This window comes from Sulfuricurvum sp. (assembly GCF_022759005.1).
In the GTDB taxonomy this organism is placed as follows: domain Bacteria; phylum Campylobacterota; class Campylobacteria; order Campylobacterales; family Sulfurimonadaceae; genus Sulfuricurvum.
The window spans coordinates 13008-28383 of record NZ_JAEMQA010000073.1; the positions used below are offsets into that span (position 1 = coordinate 13008).

Annotated in this window: 15 protein-coding genes; 10 read left to right on the forward strand and 5 right to left on the reverse strand. The window is 44.8% G+C overall.

Annotated elements, in window-relative coordinates; genetic code table 11:
• The first annotated feature begins 93 nt into the window (after nucleotides 1-93).
• Nucleotides 94-2289, forward strand: a complete 2196-nt coding sequence (locus tag JHC35_RS04795; protein WP_295042529.1) for a SulP family inorganic anion transporter — start codon at nucleotides 94-96, stop codon at nucleotides 2287-2289.
• 341 nt (nucleotides 2290-2630) lie between these two features.
• On the opposite strand, the gene JHC35_RS04800 is transcribed toward JHC35_RS04795, so the two are convergent.
• Entirely contained in the window at nucleotides 2631-3512 is an 882-nt protein-coding gene (locus tag JHC35_RS04800) for a diguanylate cyclase (protein WP_295042532.1), read from the reverse strand.
• A gap of 350 nt (nucleotides 3513-3862) precedes the next feature.
• Between JHC35_RS04800 and JHC35_RS04805 the strand changes: the two genes are divergently transcribed.
• Nucleotides 3863-6124 carry a glutamine--tRNA ligase/YqeY domain fusion protein gene (locus JHC35_RS04805; protein ID WP_295042533.1) on the forward strand — a complete coding sequence of 754 codons (2262 nt, stop codon included), beginning with the start codon at nucleotides 3863-3865 and terminating at the stop codon, nucleotides 6122-6124.
• Between the two features lie 179 nt (nucleotides 6125-6303).
• On the opposite strand, the gene JHC35_RS04810 is transcribed toward JHC35_RS04805, so the two are convergent.
• The 4 genes from JHC35_RS04810 to gatC form a co-directional block, all read right to left on the reverse strand.
• On the reverse strand, nucleotides 6304-6717 hold the full coding sequence (locus tag JHC35_RS04810) for a Fur family transcriptional regulator (protein WP_295042535.1): 414 nt from the start codon (nucleotides 6715-6717) through the stop codon (nucleotides 6304-6306).
• A gap of 105 nt (nucleotides 6718-6822) precedes the next feature.
• On the reverse strand, nucleotides 6823-7893 hold the full coding sequence (locus tag JHC35_RS04815; protein WP_295042538.1) for a type IV pilus twitching motility protein PilT: 1071 nt from the start codon (nucleotides 7891-7893) through the stop codon (nucleotides 6823-6825).
• Nucleotides 7890-8234, reverse strand: coding sequence for an ArsC/Spx/MgsR family protein (locus JHC35_RS04820; protein ID WP_295042540.1), 345 nt, complete (start codon nucleotides 8232-8234; stop codon nucleotides 7890-7892). The genes JHC35_RS04815 and JHC35_RS04820 overlap by 4 nt, the downstream gene beginning before the upstream one ends.
• Nucleotides 8235-8237: 3 nt before the next feature.
• Nucleotides 8238-8528 (reverse strand): Asp-tRNA(Asn)/Glu-tRNA(Gln) amidotransferase subunit GatC, encoded by a 291-nt coding sequence (gene gatC / locus JHC35_RS04825; RefSeq protein WP_295042542.1) that lies wholly within the window; start codon nucleotides 8526-8528, stop codon nucleotides 8238-8240.
• Nucleotides 8529-8651: 123 nt separating this feature from the next.
• On the opposite strand from gatC, the gene JHC35_RS04830 reads away from it, so the two are divergent.
• The 8 genes from JHC35_RS04830 to JHC35_RS04865 all read left to right on the forward strand — a co-directional run bounded on the left by JHC35_RS04830 (nucleotide 8652) and on the right by JHC35_RS04865 (nucleotide 15257).
• Nucleotides 8652-9251, forward strand: coding sequence for a hypothetical protein (locus JHC35_RS04830; RefSeq protein ID WP_295042544.1), 600 nt, complete (start codon nucleotides 8652-8654; stop codon nucleotides 9249-9251).
• Nucleotides 9248-10246, forward strand: a complete 999-nt coding sequence (locus tag JHC35_RS04835) for a PQQ-binding-like beta-propeller repeat protein (protein WP_295042547.1) — start codon at nucleotides 9248-9250, stop codon at nucleotides 10244-10246. Before JHC35_RS04830 ends, JHC35_RS04835 begins: the two co-directional genes overlap by 4 nt.
• A complete protein-coding gene (locus JHC35_RS04840) occupies nucleotides 10246-11070 on the forward strand; it encodes a tyrosine-type recombinase/integrase (protein WP_295042549.1) in 825 nt (274 codons plus the stop codon). The genes JHC35_RS04835 and JHC35_RS04840 overlap by 1 nt, the downstream gene beginning before the upstream one ends.
• Before the next feature lie 26 nt (nucleotides 11071-11096).
• Nucleotides 11097-11714 (forward strand): type III pantothenate kinase, encoded by a 618-nt coding sequence (locus tag JHC35_RS04845; RefSeq protein ID WP_295042551.1) that lies wholly within the window; start codon nucleotides 11097-11099, stop codon nucleotides 11712-11714.
• On the forward strand, nucleotides 11708-12331 hold the full coding sequence (gene hisG, locus JHC35_RS04850) for an ATP phosphoribosyltransferase (protein ID WP_295042553.1): 624 nt from the start codon (nucleotides 11708-11710) through the stop codon (nucleotides 12329-12331). The genes JHC35_RS04845 and hisG overlap by 7 nt, the downstream gene beginning before the upstream one ends.
• Nucleotides 12332-12392: 61 nt before the next feature.
• Nucleotides 12393-12911 carry a glycine zipper 2TM domain-containing protein gene (locus JHC35_RS04855; RefSeq protein ID WP_295042556.1) on the forward strand — a complete coding sequence of 173 codons (519 nt, stop codon included), beginning with the start codon at nucleotides 12393-12395 and terminating at the stop codon, nucleotides 12909-12911.
• 109 nt (nucleotides 12912-13020) lie between these two features.
• Nucleotides 13021-14016: a type I glyceraldehyde-3-phosphate dehydrogenase gene (gap, locus tag JHC35_RS04860; protein WP_295042558.1), complete on the forward strand. Its 996-nt coding sequence runs from the start codon at nucleotides 13021-13023 to the stop codon at nucleotides 14014-14016.
• Entirely contained in the window at nucleotides 14016-15257 is a 1242-nt protein-coding gene (locus JHC35_RS04865) for a glucose-6-phosphate isomerase (RefSeq protein ID WP_295042560.1), read from the forward strand. Before gap ends, JHC35_RS04865 begins: the two co-directional genes overlap by 1 nt.
• Nucleotides 15258-15376: the final 119 nt, after the last annotated feature.

Consider the following 15376-nt stretch of genomic DNA (forward strand, 5'->3'; position numbering starts at 1 on the left):
TGTAACACGGAAAACATAACCGTATGCAACGCAAACCTATTTTGGATACAATAAAACTAAGTAATCGTTTGTGTGGGTAGGGGATGAGTGTGTATGATAAAGATAGCAAATTTTTCGGGTGATTTTTGGGGCGGTACGGCGGCGATGCTGGTCGCACTCCCTTCTGCTATCGCATTTGGGGTAACCATTTACGCAAATATCGGAGGACACTACGGGGCATACGGTGCGGTCGCGGGGATTTTGGGGGTTGCGGCGATGGGAATTGTGGTATCGTTGATGCGCGGAACCGATCGTCTAATCTCTGCACCTAGCGCCCCCGCCGCTGCCGTTTTATCCGCATTTGCCATGCATTATATCTCCGTAGATATGGGTGCCGATCTCGTTTTTTCGATGTTGATGATTGTTGTGTTATTGGCGGGGATTTTTCAAATTCTTTTCGGTGTTATCGGACTGGGGCGATTGATTAAATATATGCCTTTTCCTGTTGTCAGCGGCTATCTAAGCGGTGTTGGTCTTTATATTATCGCGGCGCAAACACCGATATTTGTTGGACTGCCCCAAGGGACCCATTTTTGGGATGTATTTCGAATCCTCACGGCTTGGCAATGGCAAAGCATTCTCATTGGAGCCATAACGATTGTAACGATGATCTATGCCGGCAAAATTTCGCGTGCAGTTCCTGCGGTTATCATCGCGTTGTTAGTTGGAATGATTGCATATGGGGCATTGGGAATGATCGATCATGCTCTATTTGAGCCGAATAACATTTTTGTCATCGGTGAACTCGGAGGGAGCGGCGGTATCAATTTTATTGATTCGTTTTTGGGACGCTTTACCAATATCTTCCATATGGGTGTCAATGATTATTCATTGTTGCTTTTTCCCGCGTTGACGTTGGCGGCACTGTTGTCGATCGACACGTTGAAAACCTGTATTATTCTCGATTCGATGACCCATTCGTTCCATAATTCGAACCGTGAACTTATCGCGCAGGGTTCAGGAAATATCGTTTCCGCATTGATCGGGGGGATGCCCGGATCAGGGACGATGGGACCGACGATGGTTAATCTTTCCAGCGGTGCTCAAACGCGGCTCTCCGGATTCATCGAGGGGATTATGGCGATCGTTGCTTTCGTTGTATTGGCCGGTTTCATCGCATGGATTCCGGTTGCTTCGTTGGCGGGAATTTTGATCGTTATCGGTTTTCGAATGATCGATAGGCACAGCATGAAACTGCTCCGTTCCCGTCAAACGATGCTCGATTTTTTCATCATCGTAGTGGTTGCGATTACGGCACTCTCCGTTAGCTTGATCGCGGCGGCAGGTGTTGGATTGATGTTGGCGGTAGTCCTTTATATCATCCAGCAGATCGGCGCATCCGTCGTCTATCGTCACCAAGACGGAACGGAGGTACGGAGCAAGATTGTTCGGGGAAAAGAGGAGGAGAATCTGCTGAATTCCAAGAGAGACATTTTCTCTGTCTATGAGCTTCACGGGAGTCTCTTTTTCGGTACGGCAAATCAGCTCTATACGATGCTCCAAGAGGATTTACAATACAAAAAATACATTATCATGGATATGAAGCGGGTGCAAAACGTCGATCTCACCGCTGCCCATATTTTGTTGCAGATCAAAGACATTCTCCATGAACGTGACGGCTACCTTTTGTTATGCCGCCTCCCTCACAAACTCCCGACAGGTGATGATATGGAGCACTATTTCAACCAAGTCGGATTGCTCAAACACTTGAGCCCGATCAAAGTGTTTGACGATTTGGACGATGCGATTGAATGGGTTGAGCACAAAATCATCAAAGAGGGGATGATTATCACGGATCACGACGATGCATTGGATCTGAGCGAGTTTGATCTCTTCAAAGGGCGCAAAGAGGAAACCATAGAAGAGCTGCGCACTCTTGTCGAGACAAGAAGCTACAAAAAAGGGGAGGTCATCTATTCCGAAGGGGAGGGGAGCGGCGAAATATTTTTGATCCGTAAAGGATCGGTGCGTATCATGCTCCCATATCCAGGGCGCAAAAGTGTCCATCTCAATACCCTTCGGCGGAACAATTTTTTTGGAGAGTTCTCCTTTTTGGAGGGGGCGCCACATTACACTGATACCATTGCATCAAGCGATACCGAGCTTTATAGCATCCGCCGCGATGCGTTTGAACAGTTTGCGCTTCATCATAAAAAAACGGCACTCCATTTTATGCAGAGCTTAGCGGCGGTTTTGGCAGAGCGGCTTCGATTGACACGATCGGAACTCGGCGAAGAATATGATGTTTGATTTTGTTAAAATGTATATATTTTACGTCAACGCGCTATAGTGATTAAAAAGTTGTCATAAAACTCTTTTCTCTGAAAGGGGGTTGGGATGTATACATCTATCCAGAAAATCGCATATTAGACTTCTTGCATAACCCAGCTTTCCATTCGTGGTGAGCTTGTCGAACCATGAACAAAACACCCTTCGACAGGCTCAGGGTGAACGGTATAAAAATACATCTATTGCGCAATCACCAAAAAAGATTCGTTCATCGCTCATTAAAACGATTCATGTGAGAATGACGGGCTTGGCACATTATGCTTATTCTAAGAACGAAAAACGGACGTGCGACTTGTAACGTTTTACAAAAATGCGCTTTGTGCAGGGGAAGCTTGATGAAGGGCATCTTCAGCACGGCTGATAATGTCGAAAATCGCTTCATTCTCTTGCTGAATCGAACTTCCCAGACGGATATGCACCGATTGCAGATGCTCAAACGGCTCTTCGGTCATGACACGGAGAAGTTTTTGGCTGAATTTGCGGACATTTTCGCCGTTCTCGACCAGATACGCTAATAAAAAGATTTTTTTGTCCCAGCGTACAAGCATATCGCTTTGGCGGATATGGCTTTTTAAACTGGATGTGAAATCGTGCATGCATTTATCGCTGTCACAACGTGATGAGAGTATTTCAATGATCGTTATTCCGATCGCTTTTTCGTTAAACAGTGCAGCATTTTGGAAGCTTTTTGCCGTATGGACGAAGTAGTCTTTATTGAATGCGCCGCTCTCTTTGTCGATGCTGACATCGTTTTCAATCATGATCCGTTTGATGAGATCCTGGGAAATATCGGTAAATGAGACAATCGTATACCCCTCTACCGGTTTATCGACCGTGAGAGAAAAGGCAAACGGTTCTGCACGATAGTTGATCATACTGACGATACGCTCACTCTCAGGGAGTTCCATCACAGAAGAGGTCCATTGATCGAGATCGGATGCCTTTCCGGCATGAAAATAGGCGTCATGAGGGACGAAACGGTTCGGAAGTGAACCGAATTCACGTAAAAACATTTTGACGTTCGGCATTCCGCTGAAGTCTTGGAATGCTTTATTGAAAAGTATCGGGGTGTGATCGTGCATTAAAACAATAAGATTCGGTTGGGTATCGATTGCGGCTTGGAACAGTTTATGACAAATATCGTTTTCGTCAGAGATAAAAGATTGATGGTTCGATACAGACATTAGCGCTCATTGAATAAAATTAATCCGATAATAATAACACAAGTGAAACAAAAAAAACGTATGAAGGCTACTTTTGATTCGATTATGTGAGTAAACGGAAGCGATGCGGATAATACCTTTTGCGCGCCCCATTCGATCAGGGAGCCCAGTGATTTGAGCTCTTGGTCGCTGATATTGCGATAGCGTCTCATCGATCAGTTCGCCTCGTTGGTGTAGGCGTAGGTCTAGGAGATGGCGCGCAGACGTTCCGCCGCTTTGGTGAAAACATGTAAATCTATTGCCAAGTATCGTTATAATTGAACTTATTTGATAAAATACGACTTTTAAACGATTTAGAAGGTTTTAGAGCAATGAACGAGAGCAAAGATTTTTTACGCACCATCGTCGAAGAGGATTTACACGCGGGTAAATACAGCGAAGTTGTAACCCGCTTTCCCCCTGAGCCAAACGGCTTCCCCCACATCGGACACGCCAAATCGATCACGATCAACTTCGGTATCGCACGCGACTACAACGGCCACTGTAACCTGCGGATGGACGATACCAACCCCACAACCGAAGATACCCGTTACGTCGAAGCACTCAAAGATGCCGTCGAATGGCTGGGATTCAAATGGGAGGGGAATGTCCGCTACACCTCCGATTACTTCCCTGAACTCTATGAATACGCAAAACAGCTCATCAGAATGGGCAAAGCCTATGTCGACAGCCTTAGCGAAGAAGAGATCCGCGAATATCGCGGAACGGTGACCGAACCGGGACGCCGTAGCGTCTATGCTGAGCGCAGCGTCGAAGAGAATCTCGATTTGCTGGAGCGGATGAAAAACGGTGAGTTTAAAGATGGTGAACACGTTCTCCGTGCTAAAATCGATATGAGTGCGGCGAACATGAAGATGCGTGACCCGCTCCTCTACCGCATCCGTCACGCCCATCACTACCGCACGGGAGATGCGTGGCATATCTACCCGATGTATGATTACGGACACTGCCTCTCCGACTACATCGAGGGGGTTTCTCACTCGATCTGTACGCTGGAGTTTGAAAACAACCGTGACATCTACGACTGGGTGCTCGATACGCTGGGGCTCACCTCTCCGCGCCCGTATCAGCATGAGTTCGCACGACTGGGGATCAGCTACACCGTCATGAGCAAACGAAAGCTCTTAGAACTGGTCAACGAAGGCTACGTCAACGGCTGGGACGATCCCCGTCTTCCTACCATCGCGGGATTGCGCCGACGCGGGTACACCCCTGAGTCGATCCTTAATTTTTGTCATCAAATCGGTGTCGCCAAAGCCAACTCGATGGTCGATGTTGCACAGCTCGAATTTTGTATCCGTGATGATCTGAATACCAAAGTGCCCCGCGTCATGTGTGTTCTCGACCCGCTTAAAGTGACGATTGAGAATTATGAAGGGAGTGAAGAGCTCGACGCTTCGTATTACCCTGAAGACGTGCCGAAAGAGGGGTCGCGCAAACTGCCGTTTTCGCGTGAAATCTACATTGAGCGCGACGATTTCAGCGAGAACCCGCCAGCAGGCTTTTATCGCCTCACACCTGAACAGCCGGTACGCCTCAAACACGCCTACATCATCACCTGCAAAGAGGTGATCAAAGACGCGGCGGGGAATATCACCGAAATCATCGCAACGTACCATCCTACCTCTAAAAGCGGCTCCGACACGAGCGGTATTAAGGTCAAAAGTGCGATCCAATGGGTCGAAGCCAACACCGCAAAAACGGTCGAGGTGAGACTCTACGATCGGCTCTATACCTGCGAAGCACCGGAGGGGGTGGAAGATCTCAATCCCGATTCACTCAAAGTGATTAAAAACGCCCTCATCGAACCTGCCCTCATCACCGAAAAACCCGATGTACGCTTCCAGTTCGAGCGTCAAGGGTACTTTTATGCCGATCCGGTCGACTACACCGACGAAGCACCGGTATTTAACAAAATTGTAGGGCTTAAAGATTCGTGGAACAAAAAAGCCAAAGGCGAAGAGAACACGGCGAAGTCTGAGCGCAAAGCGGTAGAGAAAAAAGTACAGATCGATGGCGAAGTTGCCCCGATGAGTGAAGCGGAACAGGCGCGCTTTGATACCTATACGGGGACGATGAAACTGGGGAACGAAGTGGCGAACACCCTCGCACGGGATGAGCAACTCTCATCATTCTTCGAAGCCTCACTTTCTACGTATAACAGCCCCGTGACCTTGGCGAATATCGTCTCCAACGAAGTAGCCCGTGAACTCAAAGAAAAAGAGGCGGGTGAGCTGAAATTCACCCCTGCACAAATCGCCGAATTGGTCAAAATGATCGATGAGGAGATCATCTCCAACAAAATCGCCAAGCAGGTGTTTGAAGAGATGGCACTCAGCGGTGAAAACCCTGCAGCAATCGTCGAAGCGCAAGGACTGGTACAGATCAGCGATCCAGCCGTAATTTCGCCGATCATCGATGACGTGATGGCGAAAAATCCCGATAATGTTGAAAAATACAAAGCGGGTAATACGAAACTGTTCGGATTTTTTGTCGGGCAGGTACTCAAAGCAACCGGAGGAAAAGCCAATCCTGGGGTCGTCAATGATCTCGTAGCGCAGAAGTTACAATAAAGAGCAGTTATTCTTGTTCTTTGTCAAAAAACGCCTGAAACTGTTTAATCAGAGCATTGTCCGGCTCGGTGGTGGAGTTTTTACTTCCAGAAAAAATGGACGTTCTTGCATATGTGCTACGGGGAACCGCGTCACGTTAAATTCGATAATATCTACGCTTGTTCGCTGTAGTCTTTTTGTTAAGAAACAGATGTTTCTTGACACTGAGGACAAGTCCCGGAAATCACGACGGAAATATCATCTGTCGTATAATGACTCATTCGAATCGATTTTTCCAAATCAGAACAAACTGAATACTCTATGTCTTTGAGCTCTCCGCACGATTTGCACAGAATATGTGCATGTGTCTCTTTTTGGATTTCGTATTTTGTTTTTTGTCCCGGAATCTTGACTTCGCGAATCAAGCTCACATCGAGCATCGTATTGACATTTTTATAAAGGGTAGCAAGCGAGATGGAATCGAATTTTGCACGAATGGCTTGATGCAACTCATCGATATTGATATGCCCTGCGTGTTCCATCAGCTCCATTATAGCGAGCCTTTGGGGAGTTGCTTTGAGATGATGCGATTTTAATAAGTGTCCGTATTTCATAATGTGTAATTATAAACAATAAAGGGGATGGTATTTCCTAAAGAAGTAAAAAATGGGATACTTTTGAAATAAAATTTAAGATTTCCCCTGTGTGGGAAGGGGAATTTAGAGCGATTCGATAATACGGATCAACTCATCGGGTTTATTCGAATATTGTAATGCCGTCTCTTTGTTGATCAGTTTTTTACGCAAAAATTCGACGATCTCTTGTGTTTGCGTCGTCATACTGGTCCCTTGTTGGTTCAACTGCATTTGGGAATAGAGCTGATGGACTTTATCTTCACGGATGAGATTTGCGATAGCCGGATTGGTGATCATCACCTCTTGAGCCGCAATACGTCCCCCTCCGATTTTCGGCAAGAGTGCTTGCGAAATAACCGCGATAAGCGATGTTGAGAGTTGAGCCCGTACCTGAGGTTGTTCATCCCCTGAAAATACGTCGATGATACGGTTGATGGTTTGCGGTGCCGAGTTGGTGTGAAGGGTTCCAAAAACCAAGTGACCCGTTTCTGCTGCCGTTAACGCCGCAGAAATGGTTTCACGATCCCGCATCTCCCCGATGAGGATAACGTCAGGGTCTTCACGCAGAGCATATTTGAGTGCTGATGAGAAGCTTTTGGTATCGGTTCCGACGTTACGGTGAGAAAAGAGGGACTTTTTATTGGTGTGGACGAACTCCACCGGATCTTCAACGGTGATAATATGACGCGCTTCTGTTAGATTGATCTCGTTGAGCATCGCCGCAAGGGTCGTTGATTTACCGCTTCCGGTCGGTCCTGTGACGAGAATAAGCCCTTTTTCTCTTTTGATGATCTCTTTGAATATCCGTTTGGCATTCAAATCATCGAGTGATGGGATCGTAACCGGGATGATACGAAACGCACAGGCAATATCATCCATCGTTTTGTAATAGTTCACACGGAAACGGCCGACATCGGGGATAACGATCGAAAAATCGAGTTCGTTATTCTCTTCAAACGATTTTTTTTGTTTTTCGCTGAGGAGTGAGTAGGCCATCTTTTCGATCGCGTGTCCGTCAAGAATCGGAAGATTGAGGGCGACGAGGCGACCATCGATACGGATTTGAGGTTCAGAACGACTAACGAGATGTAGATCGGACGCTTTGTATGCGACAACACTTTTGAGGAGTTTGTAAATATCTAAGCTTGTATTCATGAATTAAATATCCCTTCGTAGTAAGATGGATCAAAACCGACGATAATTTGAGCGTTGTATTCGATAACGGGGCGTTTTATGAGGAGGTTATGGTCGCTCATCCACGTTATTTTTCCGGCGTCATCAAGCTCAAGTGCTTTGAGACCCAATGTTTTGTAGGTTGTCCCTTTGGTATTCAAAAGGGTAGCAAGGGGGACCTTTGACGCCCAAACGGTAATCTTTTGCTGATCAACGGGAGTTTTTTTGAAATCATGGAACGTATACGCAAGAGATCGATCTTCCAAAAATTTTAATGCTTTTTGGACGCTGCCACAACTTTTGATTCCGTAGATATGTATCATTGGTTACTCAATAATTTTAGGGACGATGAAAAAATGCTCTTGCGCATGAGGTGCATGGGAGAGAATTTCATCATTAATTGAACGTTCAACATACCCTTCATCGTCTCGCAAACGGGTTGGAGCGTCTGACATGGAAAACGTTGCATTAACCCCTTCTGTGGAGAGTTCAGAAAGATTATCGACAAACGAGACGATTTCACTGAGTTGAGCGATCATTTCGCTACGATGCTCATGTGGAATTTGCAGATAAGAGAGTTTTTCTAATCGCTGAAGTAATGTTTCGTCAATTTGCATGGTTAACCTAAGTTGTGATAAATTTATGAAAAATAATTGTACCCTAAAAAAAGGTTTACTTAACTTTAACGTAGGGTAAGATATGATTGTCCCATTAATGAGCCAAGAGATATAGGAGCTGTTTTGAGTCTAAAAGAGAATATTGAAGCCGTAAAAGAAGAGTTGAGTTCAGAAGAGAAGTTTTTTGAAAGTGCAATACGCACTGAACGCTTTGTCAAAAAATACCAAAAACCTTTGATCGGAATTGTGGTGGGCTCTTTGCTGGCGGTAGGGGGTGCAATCGGGTATCAAACGTATACCAATGCAAAGTTGCAAAGTTCCAATGCCGCATTTAATCTCCTTTTAGCGAATCCTGCCGATGCAAAAGCGGAACAGACCCTTAAAAATGATAATCCGTCTCTCTATGACGTTTGGAAGCTTTCACGCGGAATTTCTCAAAAAGATGTAACTGTGCTGGAAGGATTGAAACATTCCAAATCATTCGGTGTGGGTGACATTGCTACGTATGAATCCGCTGCTATTAAAAGCGATATGAAAGCGTTGGATCAATACACTAAACAACAGGGTGCGATGTACAAAGATTTGGCTTTACTTGAGCTCGCGGTTTATGCGATTGAAAAAGGGGATGTTTTAACGGCGCATGAAAAACTCTCACTCATCGCGGAAGACTCCCCGATATATCAAGCCGCAACGGCCCTTCAACACTATGGAGTCAAAGAATGAAATTACTTTTCGGTACGGTATCCCTTGCAGCGGTACTTTTATTAAGCGGATGTTCTCACAAAGAAGTGTACAAACCAGATAATGTTAAAGGTGAGTGGCGCACTGCCGGTCGCTTAAGCGCTTCGATCGCACAAACGGGACAGTCTGCCGCGATGTTGGATAACGGCCATTTATTGACTTCAGACGGTGAAAAAAATATTAAACTTCCCAAAGATTTTCGTTTGATCAATGCGAATCGTGAGTGGGTTATTACGCAAAGTACCGAAGGAAATATGGTTCTTTTTCCTGCAGACGGGACAGATGCAAAGGTCACATTTGAGTTTAAACGAGACGTTGCGGCAGCTTCGATTCAAGACGACGTAGTTGCTGTCTTATTCGCCAACAACGAAATGGCGCTCTACTCGCTGGAGAGCAAAAAATTGCTTTTCAAAGAGAGTGCCAATGCCCCTATCGCGGTAGATGCTCGTATCGCTAATCCGTATTTTTTAAAAGAGTTGGTATTGTTTATGACCCTTGATGGGAAAATTGTGATAGTCAATTCGGAAACCAAACAGTTGTTGCGTTCGGTGGTTGTTAACTCAAGCGAATATTTTAATAATATCACCTACATGAATGTTATCGATAACAATCTCGTAGCTGCTACCGGAAACGGGGTATTGGCCCTTTCTCAAAAAGAATCACGCGAAAAATACGAAATTCGAAATATTGTGTATGCAACGGATGGAATTTGGCTGACAACGAAACAAGGTGAAGTGATTGCACTGAGCCCGACGCTGCAGTTTAAAGCGAAAAAGAAATTTCCGTTTGCCCATTTTGTCGGGTTGAGTGTACAAAATGACCGTGTATATGCTCTGGAGCAAGAGGGGTACATGATCGCATTGAGCAAAAACCTTTTGACCTATGATGTGTATGATGTCGATATGGATGCGGATAATAAAATATTTATCGGAGACGGCCGTTTTTATTTTGACGACCGCTATATCAATATCCAATAATGTCGAAAGAGCTTGAGGCTTTTCTTGAATACATTATTGTCATCAAAGCTTTAAGCCCTCGAACGATTGAGGCGTATCGTCTGGATCTGAGCGCATTGGAAGATGCCGCTCAAAAAAGTCTCACGGAAATTGATTCAAACCTCATTTTTCACATTCTCGGGTCTATCAGTAACAAGCGTACGCTCAATCGCAAACTCTCTGCATTTAATTCCTTTTTGGATTTCTGTCATCGCAACCGCTTCGATTCTCAAGCATCAAAATGTTCTCTTTCCAAAATCCCCAAAAACCTTCCGAAATTTCTTTCGTTTGAGACGATTCAATCATCACTTGAATTGATTGATCGCAGTGATTGGATCGGATTGCGCGATTATGCCTTAGTCCTTTTTTTATATGCTTCAGGACTTCGGATCAGCGAGTGTTTGGCACTCCAAGAGGGGGATGTCGAGGGGGAATGGCTGCGAGTGCGTCAAGGTAAAGGGGAAAAAGAGCGATATGTCCCCTTGGCACAGGAAGCGCTGAATGCCTTGAGGGCGTATCGGGATGCTTCACCGTATCAGAACCGTCCGCATCTATGGCTCAACTATCGAGGAGAGGCTCTTAGTCGTGTCTCCGCGTTTAAAATAACTCAAAAATATTTGGGGGTTTCACCCCATGCACTCCGTCACTCCTATGCGACGGCACTGATCCTCGGAGGAGCGGATCTTCGGGTTGTACAAGAGCTTTTAGGACATGCGTCACTGCTGACGACACAGATCTACACGCATGTTCAAAAGCAAAATCTCCAAGAGACGGTATTGAAACACCATCCAATGGCAAAAAGATAGTAAAATTCTTAAGCTATAATACCCTCATGATATTATGCGATGTTGGTAATACTTCGGTTGATTTGTTCTATGCAGGTAAACGTACCAAGCTGAGTGCGGAGGATTTCGACCCCGCAACTATCTATGACACCGTCTATTTCGCCAGTGTCAATGCTGTGTTCAATGAACGTGTTCGAGACTATACGAATTGGTATAATGTGCGGAAATTCATTGATTGGGACAAATACTATCCGACAATGGGGATTGATCGGATTATGGTATGTGAAGCGATCGACAATGGAGTCATTGTCGATGCGGGGAGTGCTGTCACGGTCGACGTGATGCAAAATGCTCTCTATCAGGGCGGATTCATCTCGTTAGGACTTCGCGCGGCAAGGGAAGCGTATGCACGAGTTTCACCTGCATTGGATGTGTCATTTAACTTTGAGGTAGATTTAGCTAAAATGGCGAAAAATACTCCCGATGCCCTCACGGTCGGTTTTTTGGCTCCTTTGATTTGCAGAATCAAGGAACTCGGAAAACCGATTTATCTGACCGGAGGGGATGCCGTACTGTTGTCTCGTTATTTACCCGAAGCGACAGTTGATGAAGATTTGATCTTTGCGGGGATGAAAAAGTTGATAGAAAAAGGGTCTAAATGCTAAGTGTCGCACTCCCAAAAGGGCGAATTGCCGAAGATACACTCGAAATATTCGAACAGATTTTTGGAAGCAGTTTTAAATTTGATGATCGAAAATTGATCCTTCAAACCGAAAATTTTAAATTTTTATTGGTACGCAACCAAGACGTTGCCACCTATGTGTATCATCAAGCGGCGGACATCGGTGTCGTCGGACTTGATACTCTCGAAGAGCAGGGGTTGGACGTGATCCGTCTCTTGGATTTACAAAAAGGGAAATGTCGTGTTGCTATCGGTATGCGTGCCGGAGAGAAACCCGATTTCACCAAAAGCGAGATCAAAGTAGCGACGAAAATGGTCAATATCACCAAACGCTATTTTGCCGAGCGTGCAGTCGCCGCCGACATTATTAAGCTTTACGGTTCGATTGAACTCGCTCCCCTTGTAGGGCTTGCCGATATGATCGTGGATGTCGTAGAGACCGGCAGTACAATGAAACAAAACGGTTTGGAAGCGGTTGAAACTATTATGGAATCTACCACCCATTTGATCGCCAATAAAAATAGTTTTTTTGAGAAAAAAAGTGAAATTTTAGATGTATATGAAAAAATTAACACTTTATTATACGGAAATAGTCGATAATTCACTATTCGTTCACATTAGCTATTTATAATACGTTCAATAACTATTCAAAGTAGAGACGATGTCATCTCATTATTCATCTCGTATTGCCGTATCTTTGTTATTGGCTTCATCTGCTCTTATGGCTGAAGGTTTCTCGGTCACAGAGTATATTTCTGTTACGAAATCGGTTCCGAATTATTCAACGATTCAAGAAGAGATTCCAAGTGAACGTTGCTATGACGTTCAAGAAAAAGTAAGTTCCGGTGGAAGTAATAACGATGTCGTCGGTGCTGTTGTGGGCGGTGCACTAGGAGGTGTTCTTGGGCACAATGTCGGCGGAGGCACCGGAAAAACGGTAGCAACCGTCGGTGGTGCGGTTCTTGGAACGTTGGCAGGGCAAAATATCGGAAGCAAGTATAACACTCCTGAATCAAGCTCGTACCAAACGGTACGTAAATGTGAGAATATCTCAACGATGAAAACTCGTCAAGTTTTGAGCGGGTATACAAACTACGGAATACTAAAAGGTCAGGAGATCAGTGTCGAGAGTGATCAGCCTCTCAAACAAATTCCGGTTAGAATTACCTACAGTTATTAATCCTTTTCTCCCATTTCCGGGAGAATTTCCCCCTTTTATTACCCTCATTTCAACGATTATTTGTTAAAATAAATCACAGTATTAATTTTTTCTCAGGACAGGAGTATTTATGGCACTCAAAGTGGCAATTAACGGAACAGGCAGAATTGGGATTATCGTTGCAAAAATCATTGCGGAACGCGATGATATCGAGCTGGTAGCCTTAAATACCACATCAAAACCTGAAATGTTGGAATATTTGCTCAAGTTTGACAGCGTTCATCGAGGAATCGATGCAAAAGTCATTGATGATAAAACCATCCAAATCGCAGGCAAAAATATCCGTATGTTCAGTGACCGAAATATCGACAATGTTGATTTCGGAGGTGCGGGAGCCGAAGTGGTTATCGAATGTACCGGAAAATTTCTTGATCAGGAAAGCTGTGCCAAACATCTCAAAAACGGCGTTAAAAAAGTAATTATGTCCGCTCCTGCAAAAGATGATTCTCCGACGTATGTGTTTGGGGTTAACTCTGATGCGTATAAAGGGGAGACAATTATTTCAAATGCCAGCTGTACGACAAACTGTCTCGGACCGATTTGTAAGGTTTTGGACGATGCATTTGGGATTGAAAACGGTTTGATGACCACAATCCACTCGTATACAAACGATCAAAATATTTTGGACGTAAAACATTCAAAAGATCCGCGTCGAGCACGTGCGGCGGCAATGAATATGATTCCGACATCGACGGGTGCGGCGAAAGCAATCGGTAAAGTTATGCCGAATTTACTTGGGAAACTCAACGGTTATGCGATGCGTGTACCGACACCGGACGTATCGGTTGTCGATCTGACTGTCAATTTGAAAAAAGAGGTTACCAAAGAGGATATTCATGCAGCGTTTAATGCCGCAGCAGCCGGTGCTTTCAAAGGGTTGATTGAAGTTGATAACGATAAACGTGTCTCCAGCGACTTTATCGGATCAACGTACAGCTCGACGTATGTGCCTGATATGACCAGTGTCGTAGATGGCAATACGGTCAAAGTATTGGCATGGTATGACAACGAGTGGGGATACAGCAGTCGCTTAGTTGATATGACGGTTCTTATCGGTACACACTGATGCTTCGTTATACGAACCATTTTGAAACGAAGAATCTCGATCCCTTCACCCTTGAAAAAGGGTTTGAAGCGGTTCGTTACGAAGCCTCTTCGGGTGAAATCGGTTATTATCACCTCCCTTTAGCGTCACAGCCTCTTGTAGAAGAACTCCAAAACCTTTATCGCAGTATTGATCGTCGATTTAATACGATAGCCATCATCGGTATCGGAGGATCGTCGCTAGGGATCAAAGCGATTGAGAGGCTTCTTCGTCCAAGTACTCCAAACGCGAAAAAACTGATCTATCTCGAAAACTCTGATCCGATCAGCATCATGAGTGAGATGAAGCAGATCGATAAATTTCGCACACTGTTTGTTATTATCTCAAAATCGGGGGGGACTGTTGAGACACTTTCCATCTTTAAACGGCTTATTGTAAGTTTTGAATTGCCGTTGGATCATTCAGAACAAATTTACGTCGTAAGTGATGATCATTCCCCTCTTGCACGATTTGCGGATGAACACCATCTTCGTCGGTTCGTCATTCCTGCCAATGTCGGCGGGCGTTTTTCCGTTTTAAGTGCTGTCGGTATGGTCCCTTTGACATTGGCAGGATTTGATACGGCGATGATCCTCAATGGAGCGCAAACCTTTTTGGAACAGTTTTGGAACCGTGAAGAGGATCATATGCTCCAAAAAGCGGCGTATTACGTTACCCATAGCGAACAGTATCCGATGAATGTTCTTTTTGCCTATTCCGATACGTTTGAAGAGTTCGGTAAGTGGGTGGTTCAAATTTGGGGTGAGTCGTTAGGAAAACGCAATCGTGTCGGTTCGAGGGTAGGATTGACCCCTATCTCTCTTATCGGATCGGTCGATCAACACTCCTTTTTGCAGTTAATCATGGAAGGACCGCTCAATAAAACGGTTACGTTCATGCATATCGAGCATTCGGAAGATCATTTGATGATCCCTGAATTGTCACTGTCTCATCTTGAAAAAAGTGATTTTGTTAACGGAAAAAGTTTCAATGAACTGATCAATGCACAATGTCATGCTACGATGCAAAGTGTGTTACAAAGCGGCGTAAGCGTTGATGAGATTGCATGGAAACAGATTGATGAAGCTTCGGTGGGAGAGTTGATCCTCTATTATGAACTTTTAACCTCTCTTAGTGGTGCATTATTGGAGATCAATACGTACGATCAACCCGGTGTCGAAGTCGGAAAACAGATTTTGCAAGGTTATTTTCAAAAGGGGTAAAAAATACCCCTTTATTTATTAGACTTCTTGCATAACCTCTAAGATGTATTTTTTACACCGTTCTCCCTGAGCCTGTCGAAGGGTGTTTTGTTCATGGTTCGACAAGCTCACCACGAATG

Excerpts from the sequence above, each read along its gene's own strand:
- JHC35_RS04835 (WP_295042547.1), top strand. The coding sequence starts at position 9,248 with ATGAAATTACTTTTCGGTACGGTATCCCTTGCAGCGGTACTTTTATTA.
- JHC35_RS04805 (WP_295042533.1), top strand. The coding sequence starts at position 3,863 with ATGAACGAGAGCAAAGATTTTTTACGCACCATCGTCGAAGAGGATTTA.
- JHC35_RS04815 (WP_295042538.1), bottom strand. The coding sequence starts at position 7,893 with ATGAATACAAGCTTAGATATTTACAAACTCCTCAAAAGTGTTGTCGCA.
- hisG (WP_295042553.1), top strand. The coding sequence starts at position 11,708 with ATGCTAAGTGTCGCACTCCCAAAAGGGCGAATTGCCGAAGATACACTC.
- JHC35_RS04795 (WP_295042529.1), top strand. The coding sequence starts at position 94 with ATGATAAAGATAGCAAATTTTTCGGGTGATTTTTGGGGCGGTACGGCG.
- gatC (WP_295042542.1), bottom strand. The coding sequence starts at position 8,528 with ATGCAAATTGACGAAACATTACTTCAGCGATTAGAAAAACTCTCTTAT.
- JHC35_RS04865 (WP_295042560.1), top strand. The coding sequence starts at position 14,016 with ATGCTTCGTTATACGAACCATTTTGAAACGAAGAATCTCGATCCCTTC.
- JHC35_RS04820 (WP_295042540.1), bottom strand. The coding sequence starts at position 8,234 with ATGATACATATCTACGGAATCAAAAGTTGTGGCAGCGTCCAAAAAGCA.
- JHC35_RS04800 (WP_295042532.1), bottom strand. The coding sequence starts at position 3,512 with ATGTCTGTATCGAACCATCAATCTTTTATCTCTGACGAAAACGATATT.
- gap (WP_295042558.1), top strand. The coding sequence starts at position 13,021 with ATGGCACTCAAAGTGGCAATTAACGGAACAGGCAGAATTGGGATTATC.
- JHC35_RS04810 (WP_295042535.1), bottom strand. The coding sequence starts at position 6,717 with ATGAAATACGGACACTTATTAAAATCGCATCATCTCAAAGCAACTCCC.
- JHC35_RS04840 (WP_295042549.1), top strand. The coding sequence starts at position 10,246 with ATGTCGAAAGAGCTTGAGGCTTTTCTTGAATACATTATTGTCATCAAA.
- JHC35_RS04855 (WP_295042556.1), top strand. The coding sequence starts at position 12,393 with ATGTCATCTCATTATTCATCTCGTATTGCCGTATCTTTGTTATTGGCT.
- JHC35_RS04845 (WP_295042551.1), top strand. The coding sequence starts at position 11,097 with ATGATATTATGCGATGTTGGTAATACTTCGGTTGATTTGTTCTATGCA.